Below are 17,265 nucleotides of genomic sequence, written 5' to 3'. Positions count from 1 at the left end.
TCTCACTTGGACCAACATCTACCACACAATATAGACCACTTCGGTGCTTCGCTATGCATCTGCTCCTGAGGACAATGGCGCCCGTTTATGTCCCATATCGCGCTCTACTTGCAACACATCTTTGACCTTCTCCAGGCGTTTAAAGACACGTGGCATCACTTCAAGGTCATTCATCTCCAGTGTTGCAGTGACGAGAATGCGCTCTTGATGGCTATTAGCATGCGTATTGATTGCCAGCAGGTTCAACCCATATTCGGAGATGGCGGTAGCGATATCGCGTATCAAGCCTGCGCGATCACGCGCGAAGACAATAATAGGAACATGATAGCGTGGCTGGCTCATACCTTGCCAACTCACTGTAATAAAGCGTTCCCCACTACGCTCGCGTAAACGCACGACATTAGGGCAATCCGCGCGATGGACAATCACGCCCTTGCCTCGACTAATAAAACCGGCAATCTCGTCTCCAGGCAAGGGGCAACAGCAATTCGCCAACCGGGTCAACAAACCATCTACACCTGCTACTTGCAGATTAGCAGCGGGTTGCCGATTAACGGTAGGTAGTACAGGCTCTTCGGACTCTTCTCTATTCTCACGCCCCTCACGCCCCTGGAAGTACTCCTGAATCTTGACCGCGACACCATGGGGTCTCATATCATCCGCGCCAATGGCGGAAAGGATATCCTCAAACGAGTCCATATGGAGTTCCTGGCAAAGCCAGTTCTCTAAATCCTCGGTAATCACCTCCATCCCACGCAGACCCGCAATTGCCTTAATCACCTTATCGAGGCGCTCCTTACCAATCTGGATATTGATATCGCGCTCATGAATCTTGAGATAGCGGCGAATTTTATTGCGTGCGGCAGCAGTCCGTGCGAAGCTGAGCCAATCGCGTGTAGGATGCGCCGTGCGATTGGTAACAATGTCAACGATCTCCCCGCTCTTCAGCTCATAATCTAGAGGCACCATCCGAGTCAGGAGACGACCACCATCAGGTCCTTCGGCATGAGTAATGATGCGCGCACCCGCGCAACTATCACCTATTTTGCTGTGGATACGATAGGCAAAATCCAGTGGTGTTGAGCCAACCGGCAGGTCCTTCACCTCTCCTTTTGGCGTAAAAATGAAGATTTGTTCCTGAAATAGGTCATCCTTGATAGCATCAACAAAATCCGAATCGCTGCCATCAGCGGCCTTGATTTCATGCTGCCACTCAGCCAGTTGGTTAATCCAGGTCAGAAGTTCCTTAGCGGTTGAGGAGGCATTGTCGCCAACATCCTTATAGTGCCAATGCATAGCAACGCCATATTCCGCCATCTCATGCATCGTATGCGTGCGTATCTGAATCTCGACAAGCTGATTATCCTGACAGAAAACAGTCGTATGAAGCGCGCTATAGCCATTAGGCTTGGGATTCGCGATATAGTCCTTGATACGCCCTTCCTTGGGTTTCCAGAGGCTATGCACATGTCCCAAGGCGACATAGCAATCAGGGGTGGTATCGACCAGGATACGAAAAGCTATCAGGTCATGGATCTGATTCACATCTGCGGTTTCCTTCAAAACCTCAAAATCGCCATCCACGTCGCCCGCATTGCGCTCTAGCTTGCGATAAAAGCTATAATACCGCTTCACGCGTCCTGAAACCTCGGCTCTCACGCCTATAGCCTTCATTTCATTCCTGAGAATCTCACACACCTGATCGACATAAGAACGCCATTGTATTCTCTCAGCCTCGACAATGCCCTTCACCCATTGATACTTCTCAGGCTCCAAAAGCTGGAATGTCAGATCTTCGAGCTCGCCTTCAACTCGAGACATACCCAGGCGACCAGCCAGGGGTGCATAAATCTCGCGCGTCTCCTCAGCCGTCGCTAGCATCTCTTGTCGATCCCCCTGGTAATCAGGTTGGGACATATGGCGCATCACAAAAAGCCTGTATGCTAGTTTAAGGGAGACGACACGCGGGTCCTCCGCCATTGCCACAAACATCTTACGGACTGTTTCGGCCTGCTGACGACGCAAGGCTTCTCGTACGCGAGGCTTCTTCTCGCTCGCTGAGCTTGTTCCTCCCTCTTCCCTCTCGTCATGGCCCTTCTTGATAGCTGAAGTCTGGACATTCTGCGCGCTCAAGGCAACACTGGCGGCGGTCGCGTTCATCTTCTTGCGCTCCAGAATGTTGAAACGCTCCATGCTACCAACCACGCGCGACGTTGCGCTCCCAACACCCTCCTCAATCTCTTCCAGACTTACCAGATCAGCGTCGGCGGCCTCAAAGACCAAGCCAGCGGCAACACCTGCAGCATCCATATGCATGCTTGCGAGGATATCTGCGATGCCTAACGCATACTCAAGGGGAGGCACCAGACGCTCTCCAGCCTCTACAATGCCACAAGCCTCTAATACCAGGTGAAGTGCGCGTTCAACCATTGCTACATCGTCGTCTGACATGTAGGTGCGTATTTGCTGGCGTAATGAAGCAATTTGTGTGGTAGTTTCGTTATGAAGTGCCACGTGTTTCTCTATGTGAATCATAGTAGTTCTTTGTTTAGTGAGTTCTACTGAAAAATATCTACCCAATATCTGGTAAGACGGCATAGCCATGCATATCTTAGCCTTGTAGTAGATATTCGAGCACCACTCACATGAAAACCATCCCTGGTAACTTGCACTCTGCTTAGTATACGTTTGACATTAGATGTTGTTGAACACAGCGCCCCTACAGGCCCATTTAACACGACAATCTTCCTACGGGCCCTCCCATAGATATAAACAATCAAAACAGCCAGAAACATCCAATACCAACCACACATTAGCATATAGTAGTACACCTTATGACAAGGATACACTCGCGCACGTCTTATGGGCTAGGACAAATTACGTGGTGGGAAACTGTAGTTCATATGTAGCTAGTGTAAAGCAGCATCACTTATGAAGATGCCTTGAAGAATTGAGCTCTCAGTGTAGGCACTATGTTCTGTACGTTATCAAATGCTCTTTGAGCGCCAGGCTTATCCTGACATTTATCTCGTAGCACCAATACCCGCAAATATGCACATATACACTTAGCGGGTATTGATGGCTCGCTCGACACTCACAACGTTCTTCACCTGACGCAGACGGCGAAGGATACGCTCGATCTGGTCAAGCACTCCTTCGGTGGCTGCGACCTCTAGAGTAGCCGTGATAACGGCTTTATGGACAGATGGATTCGTGGTTGATGTAACTGTGGTCATATTGACACCTGCATCGGCCACCACCGCCGCCACATCCCGCAGCAATCCGGAACGATCATGCGCCACAATCGTCACTGGCGAGAGATAGGTTTCGGGTTCAATCTGAAGCCAGTTCAAGTCGATAACAGCCCTGGCATTCTCCCTTTGTCTGCTAACACGTAGACAATCACGACGATGTACAAACATACCCTCGTTGGGGCTGAGCATACCAACTATTTCATCACCAGGCAAGGGACAACAGCACTGGGCAAGTTTAACAACGCCCATCCCCTCATTATCGTTCTCTGACTTCTGCTCAGCATTCTCAGACTGCACCAGCATTCCAATCTGCCGCACCAAGGGCATAAGGTGTTTCATCACCTCTTCTACATGCAAATCTTCGCGACCGATAGCAATGTAGATATCCTCATAGCTGGCATATTTGCGCAGGTCGCCCGATTTATCTTCCTCACGCGCCTTCACCAGAAGTTCCTCGACATGCTCGTTCAGACCAACAGATCCATCGGTCTTCAACGCAAGATCAAGGCGCTCCTTACCAAGCTGCAAGTTAATTTCACGCTCATATGTTTTAAGATAGCGACGGATCTTATTACGCGCGGCAGCGGTTCGCGCGAAGCTAAGCCAATCGCGCGTTGGATGCACTGTTCGATTAACCATGATATCGACAATCTCGCCGCCCTTGAGCTCATAGTCTAATGGCACCAGGCGTGTGACCAGCCGTCCAGTATCATCCATATTGGTAATGATGCGCGCCCCGGCGCAATGATCGCCAATATCTGTATGAATACGATACGCCATATCCAGAGGCGTAGAGCCGCGTGGCAGGTCCTTGACCTCACCCTTGGGGGTGAAAACAAAAATCTGTTCTTGAAAGATGTCTCCCTTAACGGCCTCTACAAACTCATCCGCGCTCTGAGGCAATTCACGCTGCCATTGCCGTAGTTGCTCAATCCAGGCAACCATCTCTTTGTATGAGAGTTTCCAGCTATTGGGTGATGGCTCTTCACTAACCATACGATCTTTGAGATACCAATAGCTGGCAATACCATATTCGGCGGTTCGCTGCATATCGTGGGTACGAATCTGGATCTCGGCGAGGCGATTATCAAAGCAGAAAACAGTAGTGTGGAGAGATTGGTAACCATTCAGCTTGGGAGTCGCGATAAAGTCCTTAATACGGCCATCTTTGGGTCGCCAAAGGGCATGAATATGACCAAGAGCAAGGTAACACTCATTATCGGTATCCACAAGAATGCGAAATGAAACCAGATCGTGTATACGACCAAGATCACCAGCCGTCGGTTGACCATACCCAAGTTTACGGTTGATACTCGCCAGATGCTTGCGCCAGGCTTGTATCTCGGCATGAATACCCGCCCGTTTCATCTCTCCGTTCAGAATACGGCAGACTTCAGTGATGAATGGCTCACGCCGTTGAACTTCCTCCTCGACCTCCCGCTTCAGCCAGGCATACCGCTCAGGATCTTGATAACACAGCACCAGATCTTCTAACTCAGCCTGCACCTGCATCATCCCCAGGCGGCGCGCCAGGGGCGCGTAAATCTCGCTCGTCTCACGCGTTTTATTCTGCTGTTGAGCAGGTGTCATCGCCGCCAACGTGCGCATATTATGCACACGATCAGCTAGTTTGAGCACGACAACGCGCGGGTCTTCAGCCATCGCCAACAACATCTTGCGTACAGTTTCGGATCGCTGGCGACGCTTATCCACGACTGAAAGTGTGGGAGGTGGCTCCACGGGAATAGGCTCTTTTCCTAGTTGAGGAGAAGTATTGCCGGGCTTTCCAGCCAGTGCATCAAACTTGGTGACCCCATCAACAATGCTCGCCACCTGGCTACCAAACTGTTCCCTAAGCTCTTCTAAGGAAGCATCAGTATCCTCTACGACATCATGAAGTAATGCCGCCATAATGCCTTCAGCATCGATACGCATGCCCGCTAATAGCAACGCGACCTCCAGGGGATGCTGGATATATGGCTCACCTGACTTGCGCACAACGCCCTTGTGCGCCTCTTTTGCCAGTTCATAGGCACACCTTATTCGTTCCAGGTCACTCTCAGAGAGATACTGGCGCGCTTCGGTAAGCAAATCTTCAATTGTCATCTGTGAAGGTGCTAGATTCGTTTGAGATTCTCCCGTTTTCAGGATCATTGTCCTCTCCGAATCTTGGATGCTTCTCTCAAAATTGGTAGCCATGTAATATCCCGACAAGTCAAACCCTTCAGCCAAGTACGTCACAGGAAGCGTATATTGACATCCTTCTCGGCTGCATTCTTTCAATCCATACTGTAACCCAGTGCTCGCCCCCTTTGAAAATCTGAACATATGAGCGCTCGCCACGACAGCGGTCTCTCTGTTCTACCTCGAGGTAACCTTTCCCAAGAGTGTGATTTTCGCATAAGCCCTGGGACACGAGCAATTACGCTCTCCCCATTTTCTCTCGCTCTAAATACCGGATATTTTCCCCGACCTTACAAAATAGCGATAAAAGTGGGAGAGAAGGCATTTCTTACGGGTGCTTCGTGATATACCTTTTCATTTTGTGGCAAGACCTATTTGCGCGGTCTCTTCCCACACAAAGCACCCGTAAGAAATGCCTCCTCTTGAAGGTAGGGCTTTCTGTCTACGAGTAATGGGTGTACTCCTTTTTTGAAAACCTGAATACATAAGCACAAGTGACAATAGTGCCATTGGTTTTCATTTGAGGACTTATTACTTTATTATAAAGTGCGGTACCCCTCTGTCAAGCTAAGACTCCACAGAAGAGCAAAAATTAAAAAGCTCAGGTGTGTAGTCAGCGCGCACAACCGATCAAGGAGGTACAGTAGTCTTACCTTGTAATACGTTTAAACGCGCCAACACGTCACTATATTCCTAGTATATCCTGCTTGCATGCTTAATTATTGATGAGTATTACCTCTTCGGATTTGAAACATCTCAGAGCACACACTTTCACGCTGCAAGCCACTGTAATGTGAGATCTTCCGAAGAGTAAATGAGAATCCTTCACTCAAGACGCATAGCATTGTCTGTTCGCAAGGGATTCTGAGCAGGCTAGTACGCAAAAAGTGTGCTGACATGTATATTTGATCTTTAGCTCCTGTCCTCGTCCGAAATAGGTAGCATATACATTACTGCAAAAGAGCGCATAATAATACCTCTGGAGGGGAACATGAAGTATATCGAGATTGCAGTTCTTGTCCTGGGAGCTACTATTGGTGCTGCTATTAGGAAGCACAATCAAAATAGGGGATGGGAACGCGGCAATCGTTAGCACCTTCCTTATAACAGGACTCGGCTTCTTGATACTCTTCTTGTTCAAGCAGAAGCGTAAATCTTTGCCGCTGGAAGAACAAAAACGACAAGACGAGCTCAAGCGTCAACAAAGCCCTGCCATAAATGATATGTGGTATGACATTCGGCATCATGCAGACAAATGGCTTGACAAGCCCTAAGAGCGCTAACATACCATCTCATGGTAGAACTACATCAATTGGCTAGTAAAGCCGTATAACACCACTATATTAGCACAAAAGTAAAAAGCTAGATCGAGAACATACCCCAATCTAGCCCTTTGTTATGTAGCTGAAAACGAGAGGTTATGAATAGATAAGATTTCTATATGCTGCCTCAGTGTAGAGCATACTATCGCGTCCTTGCTCATAAGCGCCACAGCGTCTCATGCAAGCCGCAAGCCGCCTCGCTGAAAGCGATATCGGGTCTTCTCTTTCAAATAAACGCTCGCTTCCTGTGCGCGCTTTAGCTGCGGGCAACTCCACGTACTTTATCAAAGCAGGAGCTGCAATAGACTGGGCGATCCTTCGTAGGAAGGAAAGGAACCTGCGTCTCGGTACCGCACTCGGCACAAATAACGGTGTGCATCTCTCGCGGGGCACGCTCGGAACGACCAGTAGAACCCATTGAGTTGCGGCGCGCCTCACGGCAGGGGCGGCAACGACTCGGCTGGTTCATCAAGCCCTTTTGCTGGTAAAACTCTTGCTCTCCGGCAGTGAAGACGAAATCATTTCCGCAATCACGGCACTTCAGGGTTTTGTCAACGAAGCTCAACTAGGGACCTCCTTAGAGTGAATGAATGGTAAACCTCCAGGTCCTTCTCCTAGCAGATGTCACCAGTGGTTCTTTCCCCTTACCAGCGAGGGAAGTATGTAAACTCTGGACGAGCACCGTACGCGAGACCGAGATGGGATACCGGGAAACAGCATACACTATCTTTACTTGATTTTCAAGAGTTTTACGCCGATTATGTACATATCTCTTCATATTTTTATGTATATTTCATATCTTGTGCTTTTTGGCGCATTCGCGGCTCGAGATCAAACACCAGAATCTTGACTCTCATGAGACAATAGGCAACAGGCTAGCACAACCTGAAGAGTTACATTCAAGGTAAGAATACCAAATGTCATCATTCACCTTTACTATCGAGGCCGAGTGCTCTGAAAGCTGGGCGCGCGCAGGCACATTTCAGACACCCCATGGCGCGATTCAGACGCCAATCTTTATGCCCGTAGGCACCCAGGCCACAGTTAAGAGCGTCTCTCCCGAAGAGTTACGCTCAGTTGGTGCCCAAATCATTCTCTCAAACACCTATCACCTGATGCTACGTCCAGGCTCCGAACTCATATCATCCTTCGGTGGTCTGCATTCGTTTATGCATTGGGACGGTCCGATCCTGACTGATAGCGGTGGCTTCCAGGTCTGGAGCCTGGGACATCTGCGCAAACTGAGCGAGGAGGGAGTACTCTTCAAATCTCACCTCGACGGCTCACCTCAGTTTATGACGCCTGAGAGCGTGATGCGCATTGAGGCTGAACTGGGATCGGATATTATTCTCCCACTCGACATCTGTGCTCCCTATCCCTGTGCTCCCAAGGAGGCAAAGGAGGCCATGGAACGAACTCACCGCTGGGAGGAACGGGCCCTGGTCGCCAAAGAACGCTATCGCCCCGATCAGGCCCTCTTTGGTATCGTCCAGGGAGCCTTCGAGCCAGAACTCCGTCAAGAGAGCGCGCGCGTCATTGGTAATATGCCTTTCCCCGGTCTCTCTATTGGGGGACTCTCCGTGGGTGAACCTAAAGCTCAAATGTGGGAAATGTTACGCCATACGACTCCTGCGCTCCCTCGCGAGAAGCCACGCCATCTGCTAGGTGTTGGATCACCTGAGGATCTGGTCGAGGGAGTAGGGCTGGGTATGGATATGTTCGATTGCGTGCTTCCTACACGTGTCGCGCGGCATGGTGGTCTCTTCACACGTGATGGGCGAGTAAGCATTAAGTCCGCACGCTTCAAGACCATTCCTGGCCCTCTCGAAGAGGGCTGTGACTGCTATACCTGCCGCAATTATAGCGCGGCCTACCTCCATCACCTCTATCGCGCGGAAGAACAACTATACTATCGTCTGGGAACGATCCATAATCTGCGCTTTATGCTGCGCCTCGCCGCCGACCTGCGAGCCTCTATTCTAGATGGCACCTATCCCACGTTCCGCGAAGCCTTCTTAAAGCGCTATCAGCCAGCTTCCGAACAGGTGCGCGAGCAGCAGCGTGAGAAATGGAAGGCGGCACGTGCCCGCCAATCATAAAGCATTATTTGGGATTCTTTTTTGAGGTATTTACCCTAAATATAATCACTTGACCTATTCGGCTTTCCACCTCTATACTCCGCTTATCGATGTCGGTCGGAGATAGGTGACCACTGCTGAGTTTGCGGATCTTTCTTTCGATCCGTCTGAGGATACTGCAATTAGCTAGTAGGAGTTGTGTCTCTATGTCAACGACCGCTTATCGTTTCGTTTCTACCGGCGTGCAAGATGCCGCCTTGAATATGGCACTGGACGAGGCCATACTGACTCATCATATTGCAGGACAGGTACCTCCCACGCTGCGCGTCTTCCGCTGGAAGCAACCATCTATCACCCTTGGACGCTTCCAGAGTATTGAGCGCGAGATTGAGCAGGAGCGCTGTCAACAGCATGCGGTCATCCTGGTCCGGCGTCCCACAGGCGGGCGTGCTGTCTACCACCGCGACGAGTTCACATACAGTATTGTCATTGGAAAGCGGGATGGCATTCCCTCGGGGGTTGTTGCCGCCTACGCTTACCTTTCACAGGGTCTACTTACAGCCCTGCAAGAACTGGGAATTCAGGCGGAGATCAGCGATGAGCGCGTACATAAGAATCCCTCGGCAGCCTGCTTCGCCTCTTCGACACAGGCAGATCTTACCAGTGGTGGCTATAAGCTGGTAGGCAGTGCTCAAGTCTGGAAGGATGCATCGCTTCTCCAGCAAGGCTCGTTACCCCTGGATGACCGGGCGGAAGAATTCTTCTCGTTTCTGCGCTTCCCTTCGGCAGAGGCACGGACGGAAGCACTGGCACAATATAACGAGAAGACGACCCCACTCCACACTCTGGCTCCCACCGCAACCTGGGACGACGTCGCTAACGCCTTTCGGCATGGTTTTAGCACCTTTCTACAGCATGATTTTGTGCCTGGAGAACTCCTGCCTTCCGAATGGGAGCTAGCACACCAGCTCGTCGCGGAGAAGTATAGTAAGCTGGAATGGCGTAAGGAGAAGGTTAGACTTATCGAGCGCCCAGCCTCCTAAGCCTCCTCAAATGAAGCTTGTGCGCTCATTACGATCCACAGGCAGAGGGATTGATCCATCTCTTATACAAGCCCTGGGTTGTCAGACTTATGATAGGAGCATAGTCATATCAACCTGGCTTCTGGCTACACTTCTTAAGTAGGAAAGCCGAAAGAGAATGTCAGAGACATCAATATGTTGCCATAACCCGTTGCTATACTTGCGACCCTTAATTGAACACATTGCATGGATACACATGGTGCGGTACAATAGGCCAGATACGGAATGACCTGGACTTTTCCAGGTTGCAGTAGACGCCGGGCAAAGAAAGATGCGCCAGCCTCAATAATAGGTAGCGCTTACACATCAATCCACACTCTTATCAACGGAGTCTGCGATGAAAAGAACACCGCGTAATCTGGCACGCCTGGGCTGTATCAAAATATAAAATACTATCAACCTTAGATGCCAGCCGCGTTATCGAAGCGCGGCACACCTGCGCCTATTTGTTTCATCGTTATAGTAAGGAGTTCTTGGCTGTGAGCATCTCTATTGACATCGCGCGTAGGATATTGGAAGCAAGCAAACAGCGCGCACGCGAACTACGTAGTCCTGTTAGCATCGCTATTGTAGACTCAGGCGGACACCTGGTACTCTTCGAGCGCATGATGTCGCCTTACGGCTGGGCGACAGGCAATATGAGTATCGCGAAGGCCAGCACTGCGGTCATGTTCAATCAACCAACTGATTCCGTTGCGCAGTGGGGAGCCGCTATTCCAGGATTTGCCTCCAGCATGTCCGAGATGACGAACGGCAAGTTTATTATGTCCGCAGGCGGTTGGCCTATTCGCATCAATGGCGCGACCATTGGTGGTATTGGCGTGAGCGGTGGTAATGCCCCCGGTCGCGATGATGAGATTGCCCGCGCAGGTCTCACGGCTGCTGAGCCACCTCGCACACCTCAACCACCTCAGCAGCAGCAGCAGGCATATATTCCGCCACAACAGCCCGCATACTCAGGGCTGGGGCAACAATCCCCATCGGCATCGCACTATGCTCGTGGGGCCGCGCCCCAACAGGCACCGAATTATCCGGCTCAGTCGCCAGTGCCCGCTTATCCTGTCGCTCCAATTCCAGTTCCACCTATAACGCCTGAGCAACCACCTAGAGACTCAAGCTTCTCTGAAAGCTCAAGTTATAAAGAGCAGCCAGGTGAAGCCGAACCCAAATTTACCAATGAGCAGGGAAAGCAGGAACGATTTGAGAATGAAGAGACGGGCAGGCCTGAATCGCCTCAGTATTATGAGCCGGAACAGAGACCTAACCCAGAAAAACCAGGAGACCAATCATGAGTCAGGATTCCCAGGAGTATACAGTTAGCACCGGACGTTCCGGTCGTCGCCGCCGCACACGCACTAACCGCCCAACGCTAGTGCAAAATGATGAGCTCGATCAAGAGACAGTAACAGATACAGAAGAGGGTGAAACCCAAAGTGAGAGCTCTGTAGCACTCGCTGAAGCGGAAGCGCCAGTAAGCGAGGCTAAACCTCGCCGCAGTTTCTTCTCACGTGTTGGCAAGAGCGAGGATCAGGCGACTACCAGCAAAGAAGAGGCCACGCGCGCTCGCTTGGCGCGGGCAACCCACGGCAAAGGCGCAGAAGAGAAAGAGAAGGCTCCCGCACCCAAAACAACCGCGAACGCTCGCCCAGGTACCAGACCTGCCAGCGGCTTTAAGACACGCTGGATCATTGGTATGGCGCTGTACCTGCTTGTTGCGAACTTCGCCGGCCTCTATGAGACGCAGGCCATCAAAAACCTGGGCCTTGAGCGCCTAGTCACGAACTTTAATCTCTTCGGTCTGTCTATGAAGTTGACGACCTCAACGCTAACGTACCTGGTCACACTGGTTATTCTGCTCGTTGTCCTGGCTCGTTTTGACCTGATTCCACGCAGCCTGACCGGCAACACCGCGACAAGAGGCAAACAGACATCAGGGCGTTCGTCGTCTTCGCCAGCGACGCCCAAAGCGCCACAGCAGACAATCCGCCAGGGTGTCAGTGGCGAGTCAGATTCGCTCTATCGCGAGTACCGCACCACACAGCGCCGTTCAAAGAAGCGCTAAAGTATCCTTTAGCATCACAGAAAAGCAGAGGTTCTGGGTAAATATCCAGAACCTCTGCTTTTTGACAAGACCGAGCCATTCTTCCTAATCGTACCTAAACAGTCCAGTTCCTCTTGACATTATTGCGTGGCAGCGCTTATAATCTATCAAAGGCTAGATGTAAAGAGCATCGAAGCCATATTACTCACAAAATACACACAGTTGGTAAAACATATGCTCAGCGATACATGCCTTGTCGCACAACCGAAAATGCAGCATTTTTATTATTGGTTTAGCCCCCCAGCATGATGGTGGGCCACTTTGGCTGAGCAAAAAAACCACCAGCATGCTGGGATAAGCAGAGGAAAATTCCTCTGCTTTTTTGTTTCTCTTTATTCGAAAGTCAGAACGCCACAGCAGCTTTGACTTTCGAAGGAGCTCTACTCAGCAATAGGCAAACGGAGAACCGTTGTTCACACAATAGAAAGAGGAAAGAACTCATGATTATCACTATTCGTCCCGAAGCTTCTAGCGAAGAACGTGCTCACCTGATGACACTCTTATGTCGTGTCACAGAGAGTCGCGCCCCCATCGCCAGTACGCGTACCGCTGAACGTGAGGTCATAGCTCTCGATGGTGCGTTAATTGATACTCAGGTCCAGCAACTCCTCCTCCAGCAACCCGCAGTCGCCGAAGTCCTTCCCCTAAAAACCCCTTACCAGCTCGTCAGTCGCTCTTTCCAAACCACGAATACCCGCATCCTGATAGGTGCAGATCACACCTGTGACACGGTTACCGTAGGTGAGGCATCCGCATCTCCGGTCATCATGGCGGGTCCGTGCGCTGTTGAAAGCCGCGAACAATTACTCAAGACAGCCCACGCGGTCAAAGCCGCTGGGGCCAATGTACTACGTGGTGGAGCCTTCAAGCCTCGCACCTCGCCCTACCAGTTCCAGGGGCTGGGTGTCGAGGGTCTGAAGTTGCTTGCGGAAGCCCGTGAACAAACCGGGCTGCCTGTTGTTACCGAGGTCATGGAGACGGAGATGGTTGACATGGTAGCCGAATACGCTGATGTATTTCAAATTGGCGCACGCAATGTCCAGAACTACGCACTCCTTCGCGCGGTTGGCAAGCATCCCTCGAAGCACCCTGTCTTGCTCAAACGTGGTCTCTCCTCGACGGTCGAAGAGTGGCTGCTCGCCGCAGAATACATCATGGCGGCAGGAAACCCCAATGTCATTCTCTGCGAGCGCGGCATTCGTAGCTATGATCCGAAGACCCGCAATGTACTTGATCTAACGTGTGTGCCACTGCTTCAGGAGATGACGCATTTACCAGTTGTCGTCGACCCCAGTCACGCCACTGGACGACGCGAACTAGTACCAACGATGGCTCGTGCTAGCATAGCTGCCGGGGCACAGGGATTGATTATCGAAACACATTGCGATCCCAGCGTTGCCTTGTGTGATGGTCGCCAGTCTATCGAGCCAGAAACACTCACGCGTATTATTCGCGAGGCGAAGGCACTGGCGCATTTGCTCCATGAAAACGAGCTTGTACAGGTTGCCTAGAAATAAGGCCTCCTGCGCCTGCTGATTTGCCTATCGACTCACCAAAACAGGTATGATATACTTTCTTTTGTACGTCGAAAGTGTTTTTCGAACTTATTCCTATCCGAAAACCTAAGCGCGCAGCGCTAGCCGCAAGAGCGGGTTTGGTTTTCGTCTAAGACCTTATATGGTGGAGAAGATCAAGGCTTTGAGGTGACACGTATGCCAACACGTATTATTATTGCTGATGATGAAGCTATTCAACGCATGGATCTAAAGGATGTCCTGGTCAAACAGGGCTACCTGGTAATTGGTGAGGCTGGCGACGGCTTGAGCGCCGTCAACCTGGCTCGCGAGCTAAGGCCTGATCTGGTTATTATGGACATTCGCATGCCTGACATGGATGGAATCGCTGCCGCAGAAACATTAACGCAAGAAAAAATTGCGCCAGTGTTGCTGCTTACGGCATTTGGCGATCAGCCACTCGTCGAGCGCGCAAAGGAGGCCGGGGTGGTAAACTACATTGTGAAGCCACTCCGTGAAAGCGAAGTGACACCCGCTATTGAGGTCGCCCTGGCACGCTACAATGAGTTCCGCGCCATGGAGGAAAAAGCTCGCTCCCTGAGCGAAACTCTTGAGACACGTAAAATTGTCGAGCGCGCCAAAGGCTTGCTCATGGAGAAGCAGGGTCTCAGCGAGCAAGATGCATTCCGCAAGATCCAGAAGGCCAGCATGAATAACCGCAAGTCCATGCGTGAGGTAGCCGAGGCTATCCTCTTGACGAATGAGATGTAATCTTTACAATGAGAGCGAGTTTTGCCTGTGATTCGTGACATATACAGTTAATGACACACAGACAACTCGCCGGGTGCATCAACGAGGCTGCATCCCTCACTTGTGTCAACCGGTCAGTTTGTGGCAGATGAGTGTGTCCTTCCACTGAGTAAGCATCAGATATCCAGCACTACATTCCTCAGCAACACGCTCATTTCTCCGCCACACTAGTCTAGTAAGAAGAGCGTACATGGATCTGGTAAGCACTTCCGCAACAGATACAGCCAAAACCATTGTCGTAGTTGGCGTTCGCTTTCGACCGGCTGGACGCATCTACTACTTTGATCCCCAGGGGCAAACTTTCACTAATGGACAATATGTTATTGTCGAAACTGTGCGTGGGGTCGAAGCTGGACGCGTCGTCATAGCTTCGAAGAAGTTTGTGGAAGAGGACCTTACCGATCCCCTGAAGCCAATTCAGCGCCTCGCCACTGAAGATGAACTACGCATGCTCCTCTCCTTTAAGCAAAAGGAAAAGGAGGCAATGGTTCGCTGTGCCGAGCGCATCACCCAGCACAAACTCCCAATGAAGCTAGTCGAGTCCGAATACACCTTTGATGGGAGCCGCCTCACCTTCTATTTTACCGCCGACGAACGCGTCGATTTTCGAGGACTAGTTCGTGATCTCGCCGCGACCTTCCGTACTCGCATTGAGCTACGCCAGATAGGAGCACGCGATCAGGCCAAGCTCCAGGGTGGAATTGGTCCTTGTGGCAAAACGCTCTGTTGTAGTTCCTGGATTACGGACTTTGGTATTGTCTCCATTAAAATGGCGAAAGAACAGGGTCTTCCTCTCAATCCCTCCAAAATCTCTGGTGTCTGTGGCCGCCTGATGTGTTGCCTCTCCTATGAGAACGAGAACTATATCCAGGCCAAACAACAGATGCCTCAGATCGGCGCGATCCTCAATACTCCCAGTGGTCCCGGCAAGGTGGTCGCGATCAATGTTCCGAAGAACTCAGTTGAGGTAATGCTTGAGAGCGAGGCAACTATTCAGATTCCTCTCGATGAAGAGCCTTCATCAAAGGGGGTGGCTGTGGCTCCTGTGGCGTCAAAAAATCTTCTGGTGGCTCCTGCGGCTGTGGGAAGGGGGGAGCATGCTCCTGTGGTAGCGGCGGTTGTGGCACCGGAGGAGGTGGCGGTTGCGGTTCGTGTGGTATAAAAAAGAAGAACATCTGACGTTCACATAATAAGAGCTATTGGGAATGAAACGAGAGGAAGGTGCAATGCATGTCTTCTGATGGGATGGATTCAGGAGCAACCTGGCGAACGCCTCGATCCAGTGGGCAGGACGACCCTCAGTCAGACTCCTCCCACCAGCAAGCGTATTACTATGATCCCGAGCATGATGAATATGTAGGTATTGAGCAAGAGCCACCCTTTGTAGATGCCGATGCCTATGCACCCACCTCGCAGGAGGCGCGAAGTTACCGGGGCCGCCCGACGGATTCACCAGGCATAGAGGAGGAGGCTCAAATATCGCCAGCGGATCGGCGTGAAGCCTTATTGCGCACACTGGGTAACTATATATTATACATTGGTGCGCCTCTCATCTTTGGAGGTCTGACCGCTCTATTTGTCCTTCCTTCTGTCCTAAATGGGCACGCGGCAGCATCACAGGTCATGTTCTGGCCTCTCGTAGTATTACTGATACTCATTGCCATCGCTCAGGGAACTGTGGTTTATTACTTCGGCACAATCAATGATCTTTGGTATCCCTTTACCCTGCTAGGCTTCTTCCTGTTCCTGCTCTTGGGTGCCTTCGCGTCCTTTGGGGCTATTTCGGGCATACTGATGCTGATCCTTATTGTCGCGCTCTGCGTCTTTTTGGTGCGACGCTATCTCCAGTCCGTACCAGAAGGCTCCGTGGTGATCGTGTCATCCTTTGGGAAATATCGGCGAACCCTCTTCCCCGGACCGCACTTGCTCCTTCCCTGGGACCGTGTACTTCAAGAATACAATGTTGGTGAGGTTCAGTGGATCTGCCCAACACAACGTGTACAACTCTCACGCGATGAAGATGTCATCTTGCGCGCAGCCATCTCCTACCAACTTCTGCCCGAGGATGCTTACCTGGCGACAATTCAGGCAACCTCCTGGGAAACCAGCTTGCGCGAGCTCTTCCTGGGCGCGATTCAGACTATTGCAACGACCTTTACGCCTGACGACTTTATCGCCTGGCCCAATGGTTTACATTCACGCCCAGCCTTAAACCCATCCCTTGAAGCGGCTCCAAGTGGTGCACGTTGGGAGCAGGTCAATGGCTATCTCTACCAATTTATGAGTGAGCAGGCATCAACCTGGGGCATTCAAATCAACTGGATACGTATTCGCGATGTCGCGCTCACGCCACACGGCGCACATCTCGTTAATACCGCTCCCTCCGAACGCGATTACCAATTTGAAGAGGCTCAAGCACACAATACCCGCCAGGCACCTCCACCAACACCTAAGAGTGAGGTAGAACCGACACCCGCTGGTCCACCACCTGTCTTCAAGGAAGAAGTACTCATCAAAGCTTATCGGCAAGTCCAGGAGGGGAAGATCAGTGATCCACAAACGATTCGCAACCTGGCTCAGCGCTTTGAGGCAATCGCGCGCAATCCAGAGGCGAGCCAGTCGGTCAGTTTCGATCCTCAACGCGCGGCTGAGAATCTCTACACAGAAGCTCTGAGGAACGAGCAGAATCTTGGGTCCCGTGGTCCAGCACCAGATACTTTTGATGAGAATACTAACCCCAATTGGCATGCGGCACGAAGACATTCAACAGATGAGAACATGCTGGCGGGGGGCTAGAGTAATTCCGCTCGCCCATACGAATCCATGCAAAAAAGGCGTCGCAGGTGCGCCATGCATGTCTTATAAGAGAACCTGAGCAAAACTCTGGCCGCTGGCACGGCTTTGGTTCTCATCTAAGACC

The 17,265-nt window shown here is 51.2% G+C and carries 11 protein-coding genes; 8 read left to right on the top strand and 3 right to left on the bottom strand.

All coding sequences use genetic code 11. The features are described 5' to 3' along the window. Positions 1–51: 51 nt before the first annotated feature. The 3 genes from K3T82_RS13950 to K3T82_RS13940 form a co-directional block, all read right to left on the bottom strand. Complete coding sequence (locus K3T82_RS13950) at positions 52–2,535, bottom strand: RelA/SpoT family protein (RefSeq protein WP_220194051.1); 2,484 nt, start codon at positions 2,533–2,535, stop codon at positions 52–54. Between the two features lie 530 nt (positions 2,536–3,065). Further along, positions 3,066–5,360: a RelA/SpoT family protein gene (locus K3T82_RS13945; RefSeq protein ID WP_220194050.1), complete on the bottom strand. Its 2,295-nt coding sequence runs from the start codon at positions 5,358–5,360 to the stop codon at positions 3,066–3,068. Between the two features lie 1,656 nt (positions 5,361–7,016). Beyond that, positions 7,017–7,325: a zinc-ribbon domain containing protein gene (locus K3T82_RS13940; protein WP_220194049.1), complete on the bottom strand. Its 309-nt coding sequence runs from the start codon at positions 7,323–7,325 to the stop codon at positions 7,017–7,019. Between the two features lie 352 nt (positions 7,326–7,677). On the opposite strand from K3T82_RS13940, the gene tgt reads away from it, so the two are divergent. From tgt to K3T82_RS13900, 8 genes are all read left to right on the top strand, one after another. Next, complete coding sequence (tgt, locus tag K3T82_RS13935) at positions 7,678–8,859, top strand: tRNA guanosine(34) transglycosylase Tgt (protein WP_220194048.1); 1,182 nt, start codon at positions 7,678–7,680, stop codon at positions 8,857–8,859. A gap of 185 nt (positions 8,860–9,044) precedes the next feature. After that, positions 9,045–9,881: a lipoate--protein ligase family protein gene (locus K3T82_RS13930; RefSeq protein ID WP_220194047.1), complete on the top strand. Its 837-nt coding sequence runs from the start codon at positions 9,045–9,047 to the stop codon at positions 9,879–9,881. 518 nt (positions 9,882–10,399) lie between these two features. Next, positions 10,400–11,212 (top strand): GlcG/HbpS family heme-binding protein, encoded by an 813-nt coding sequence (locus K3T82_RS13925; protein WP_220194046.1) that lies wholly within the window; start codon positions 10,400–10,402, stop codon positions 11,210–11,212. Continuing rightward, positions 11,209–11,982, top strand: a complete 774-nt coding sequence (locus K3T82_RS13920) for a hypothetical protein (RefSeq protein WP_220194045.1) — start codon at positions 11,209–11,211, stop codon at positions 11,980–11,982. Before K3T82_RS13925 ends, K3T82_RS13920 begins: the two co-directional genes overlap by 4 nt. Positions 11,983–12,461: 479 nt before the next feature. Beyond that, positions 12,462–13,532, top strand: coding sequence for a 3-deoxy-7-phosphoheptulonate synthase (gene aroF, locus K3T82_RS13915; protein WP_220194044.1), 1,071 nt, complete (start codon positions 12,462–12,464; stop codon positions 13,530–13,532). A 201-nt stretch (positions 13,533–13,733) separates the two neighbouring features. Continuing rightward, positions 13,734–14,306: an ANTAR domain-containing response regulator gene (locus K3T82_RS13910; RefSeq protein ID WP_220194043.1), complete on the top strand. Its 573-nt coding sequence runs from the start codon at positions 13,734–13,736 to the stop codon at positions 14,304–14,306. Positions 14,307–14,535: 229 nt separating this feature from the next. Further along, positions 14,536–15,507: a PSP1 domain-containing protein gene (locus K3T82_RS13905; protein WP_220194042.1), complete on the top strand. Its 972-nt coding sequence runs from the start codon at positions 14,536–14,538 to the stop codon at positions 15,505–15,507. Between the two features lie 68 nt (positions 15,508–15,575). Next, a complete protein-coding gene (locus tag K3T82_RS13900; RefSeq protein WP_220194041.1) occupies positions 15,576–17,141 on the top strand; it encodes an SPFH domain-containing protein in 1,566 nt (521 codons plus the stop codon). Positions 17,142–17,265 lie beyond the last annotated feature (124 nt).

Origin of the sequence: Ktedonospora formicarum (genome assembly GCF_016587355.1) — a bacterium.
GTDB classification, from domain to species: domain Bacteria; phylum Chloroflexota; class Ktedonobacteria; order Ktedonobacterales; family Ktedonobacteraceae; genus Ktedonobacter; species Ktedonobacter formicarum.
This window is presented reverse-complemented; position numbering and strand designations above follow the sequence as displayed.

Excerpts from the sequence above, each read along its gene's own strand:
- K3T82_RS13920 (WP_220194045.1), top strand. The coding sequence starts at position 11,209 with ATGAGTCAGGATTCCCAGGAGTATACAGTTAGCACCGGACGTTCCGGT.
- K3T82_RS13905 (WP_220194042.1), top strand. The coding sequence starts at position 14,536 with ATGGATCTGGTAAGCACTTCCGCAACAGATACAGCCAAAACCATTGTC.
- K3T82_RS13945 (WP_220194050.1), bottom strand. The coding sequence starts at position 5,360 with ATGACAATTGAAGATTTGCTTACCGAAGCGCGCCAGTATCTCTCTGAG.
- K3T82_RS13910 (WP_220194043.1), top strand. The coding sequence starts at position 13,734 with ATGCCAACACGTATTATTATTGCTGATGATGAAGCTATTCAACGCATG.
- tgt (WP_220194048.1), top strand. The coding sequence starts at position 7,678 with ATGTCATCATTCACCTTTACTATCGAGGCCGAGTGCTCTGAAAGCTGG.
- aroF (WP_220194044.1), top strand. The coding sequence starts at position 12,462 with ATGATTATCACTATTCGTCCCGAAGCTTCTAGCGAAGAACGTGCTCAC.
- K3T82_RS13950 (WP_220194051.1), bottom strand. The coding sequence starts at position 2,535 with ATGATTCACATAGAGAAACACGTGGCACTTCATAACGAAACTACCACA.
- K3T82_RS13900 (WP_220194041.1), top strand. The coding sequence starts at position 15,576 with ATGTCTTCTGATGGGATGGATTCAGGAGCAACCTGGCGAACGCCTCGA.
- K3T82_RS13930 (WP_220194047.1), top strand. The coding sequence starts at position 9,045 with ATGTCAACGACCGCTTATCGTTTCGTTTCTACCGGCGTGCAAGATGCC.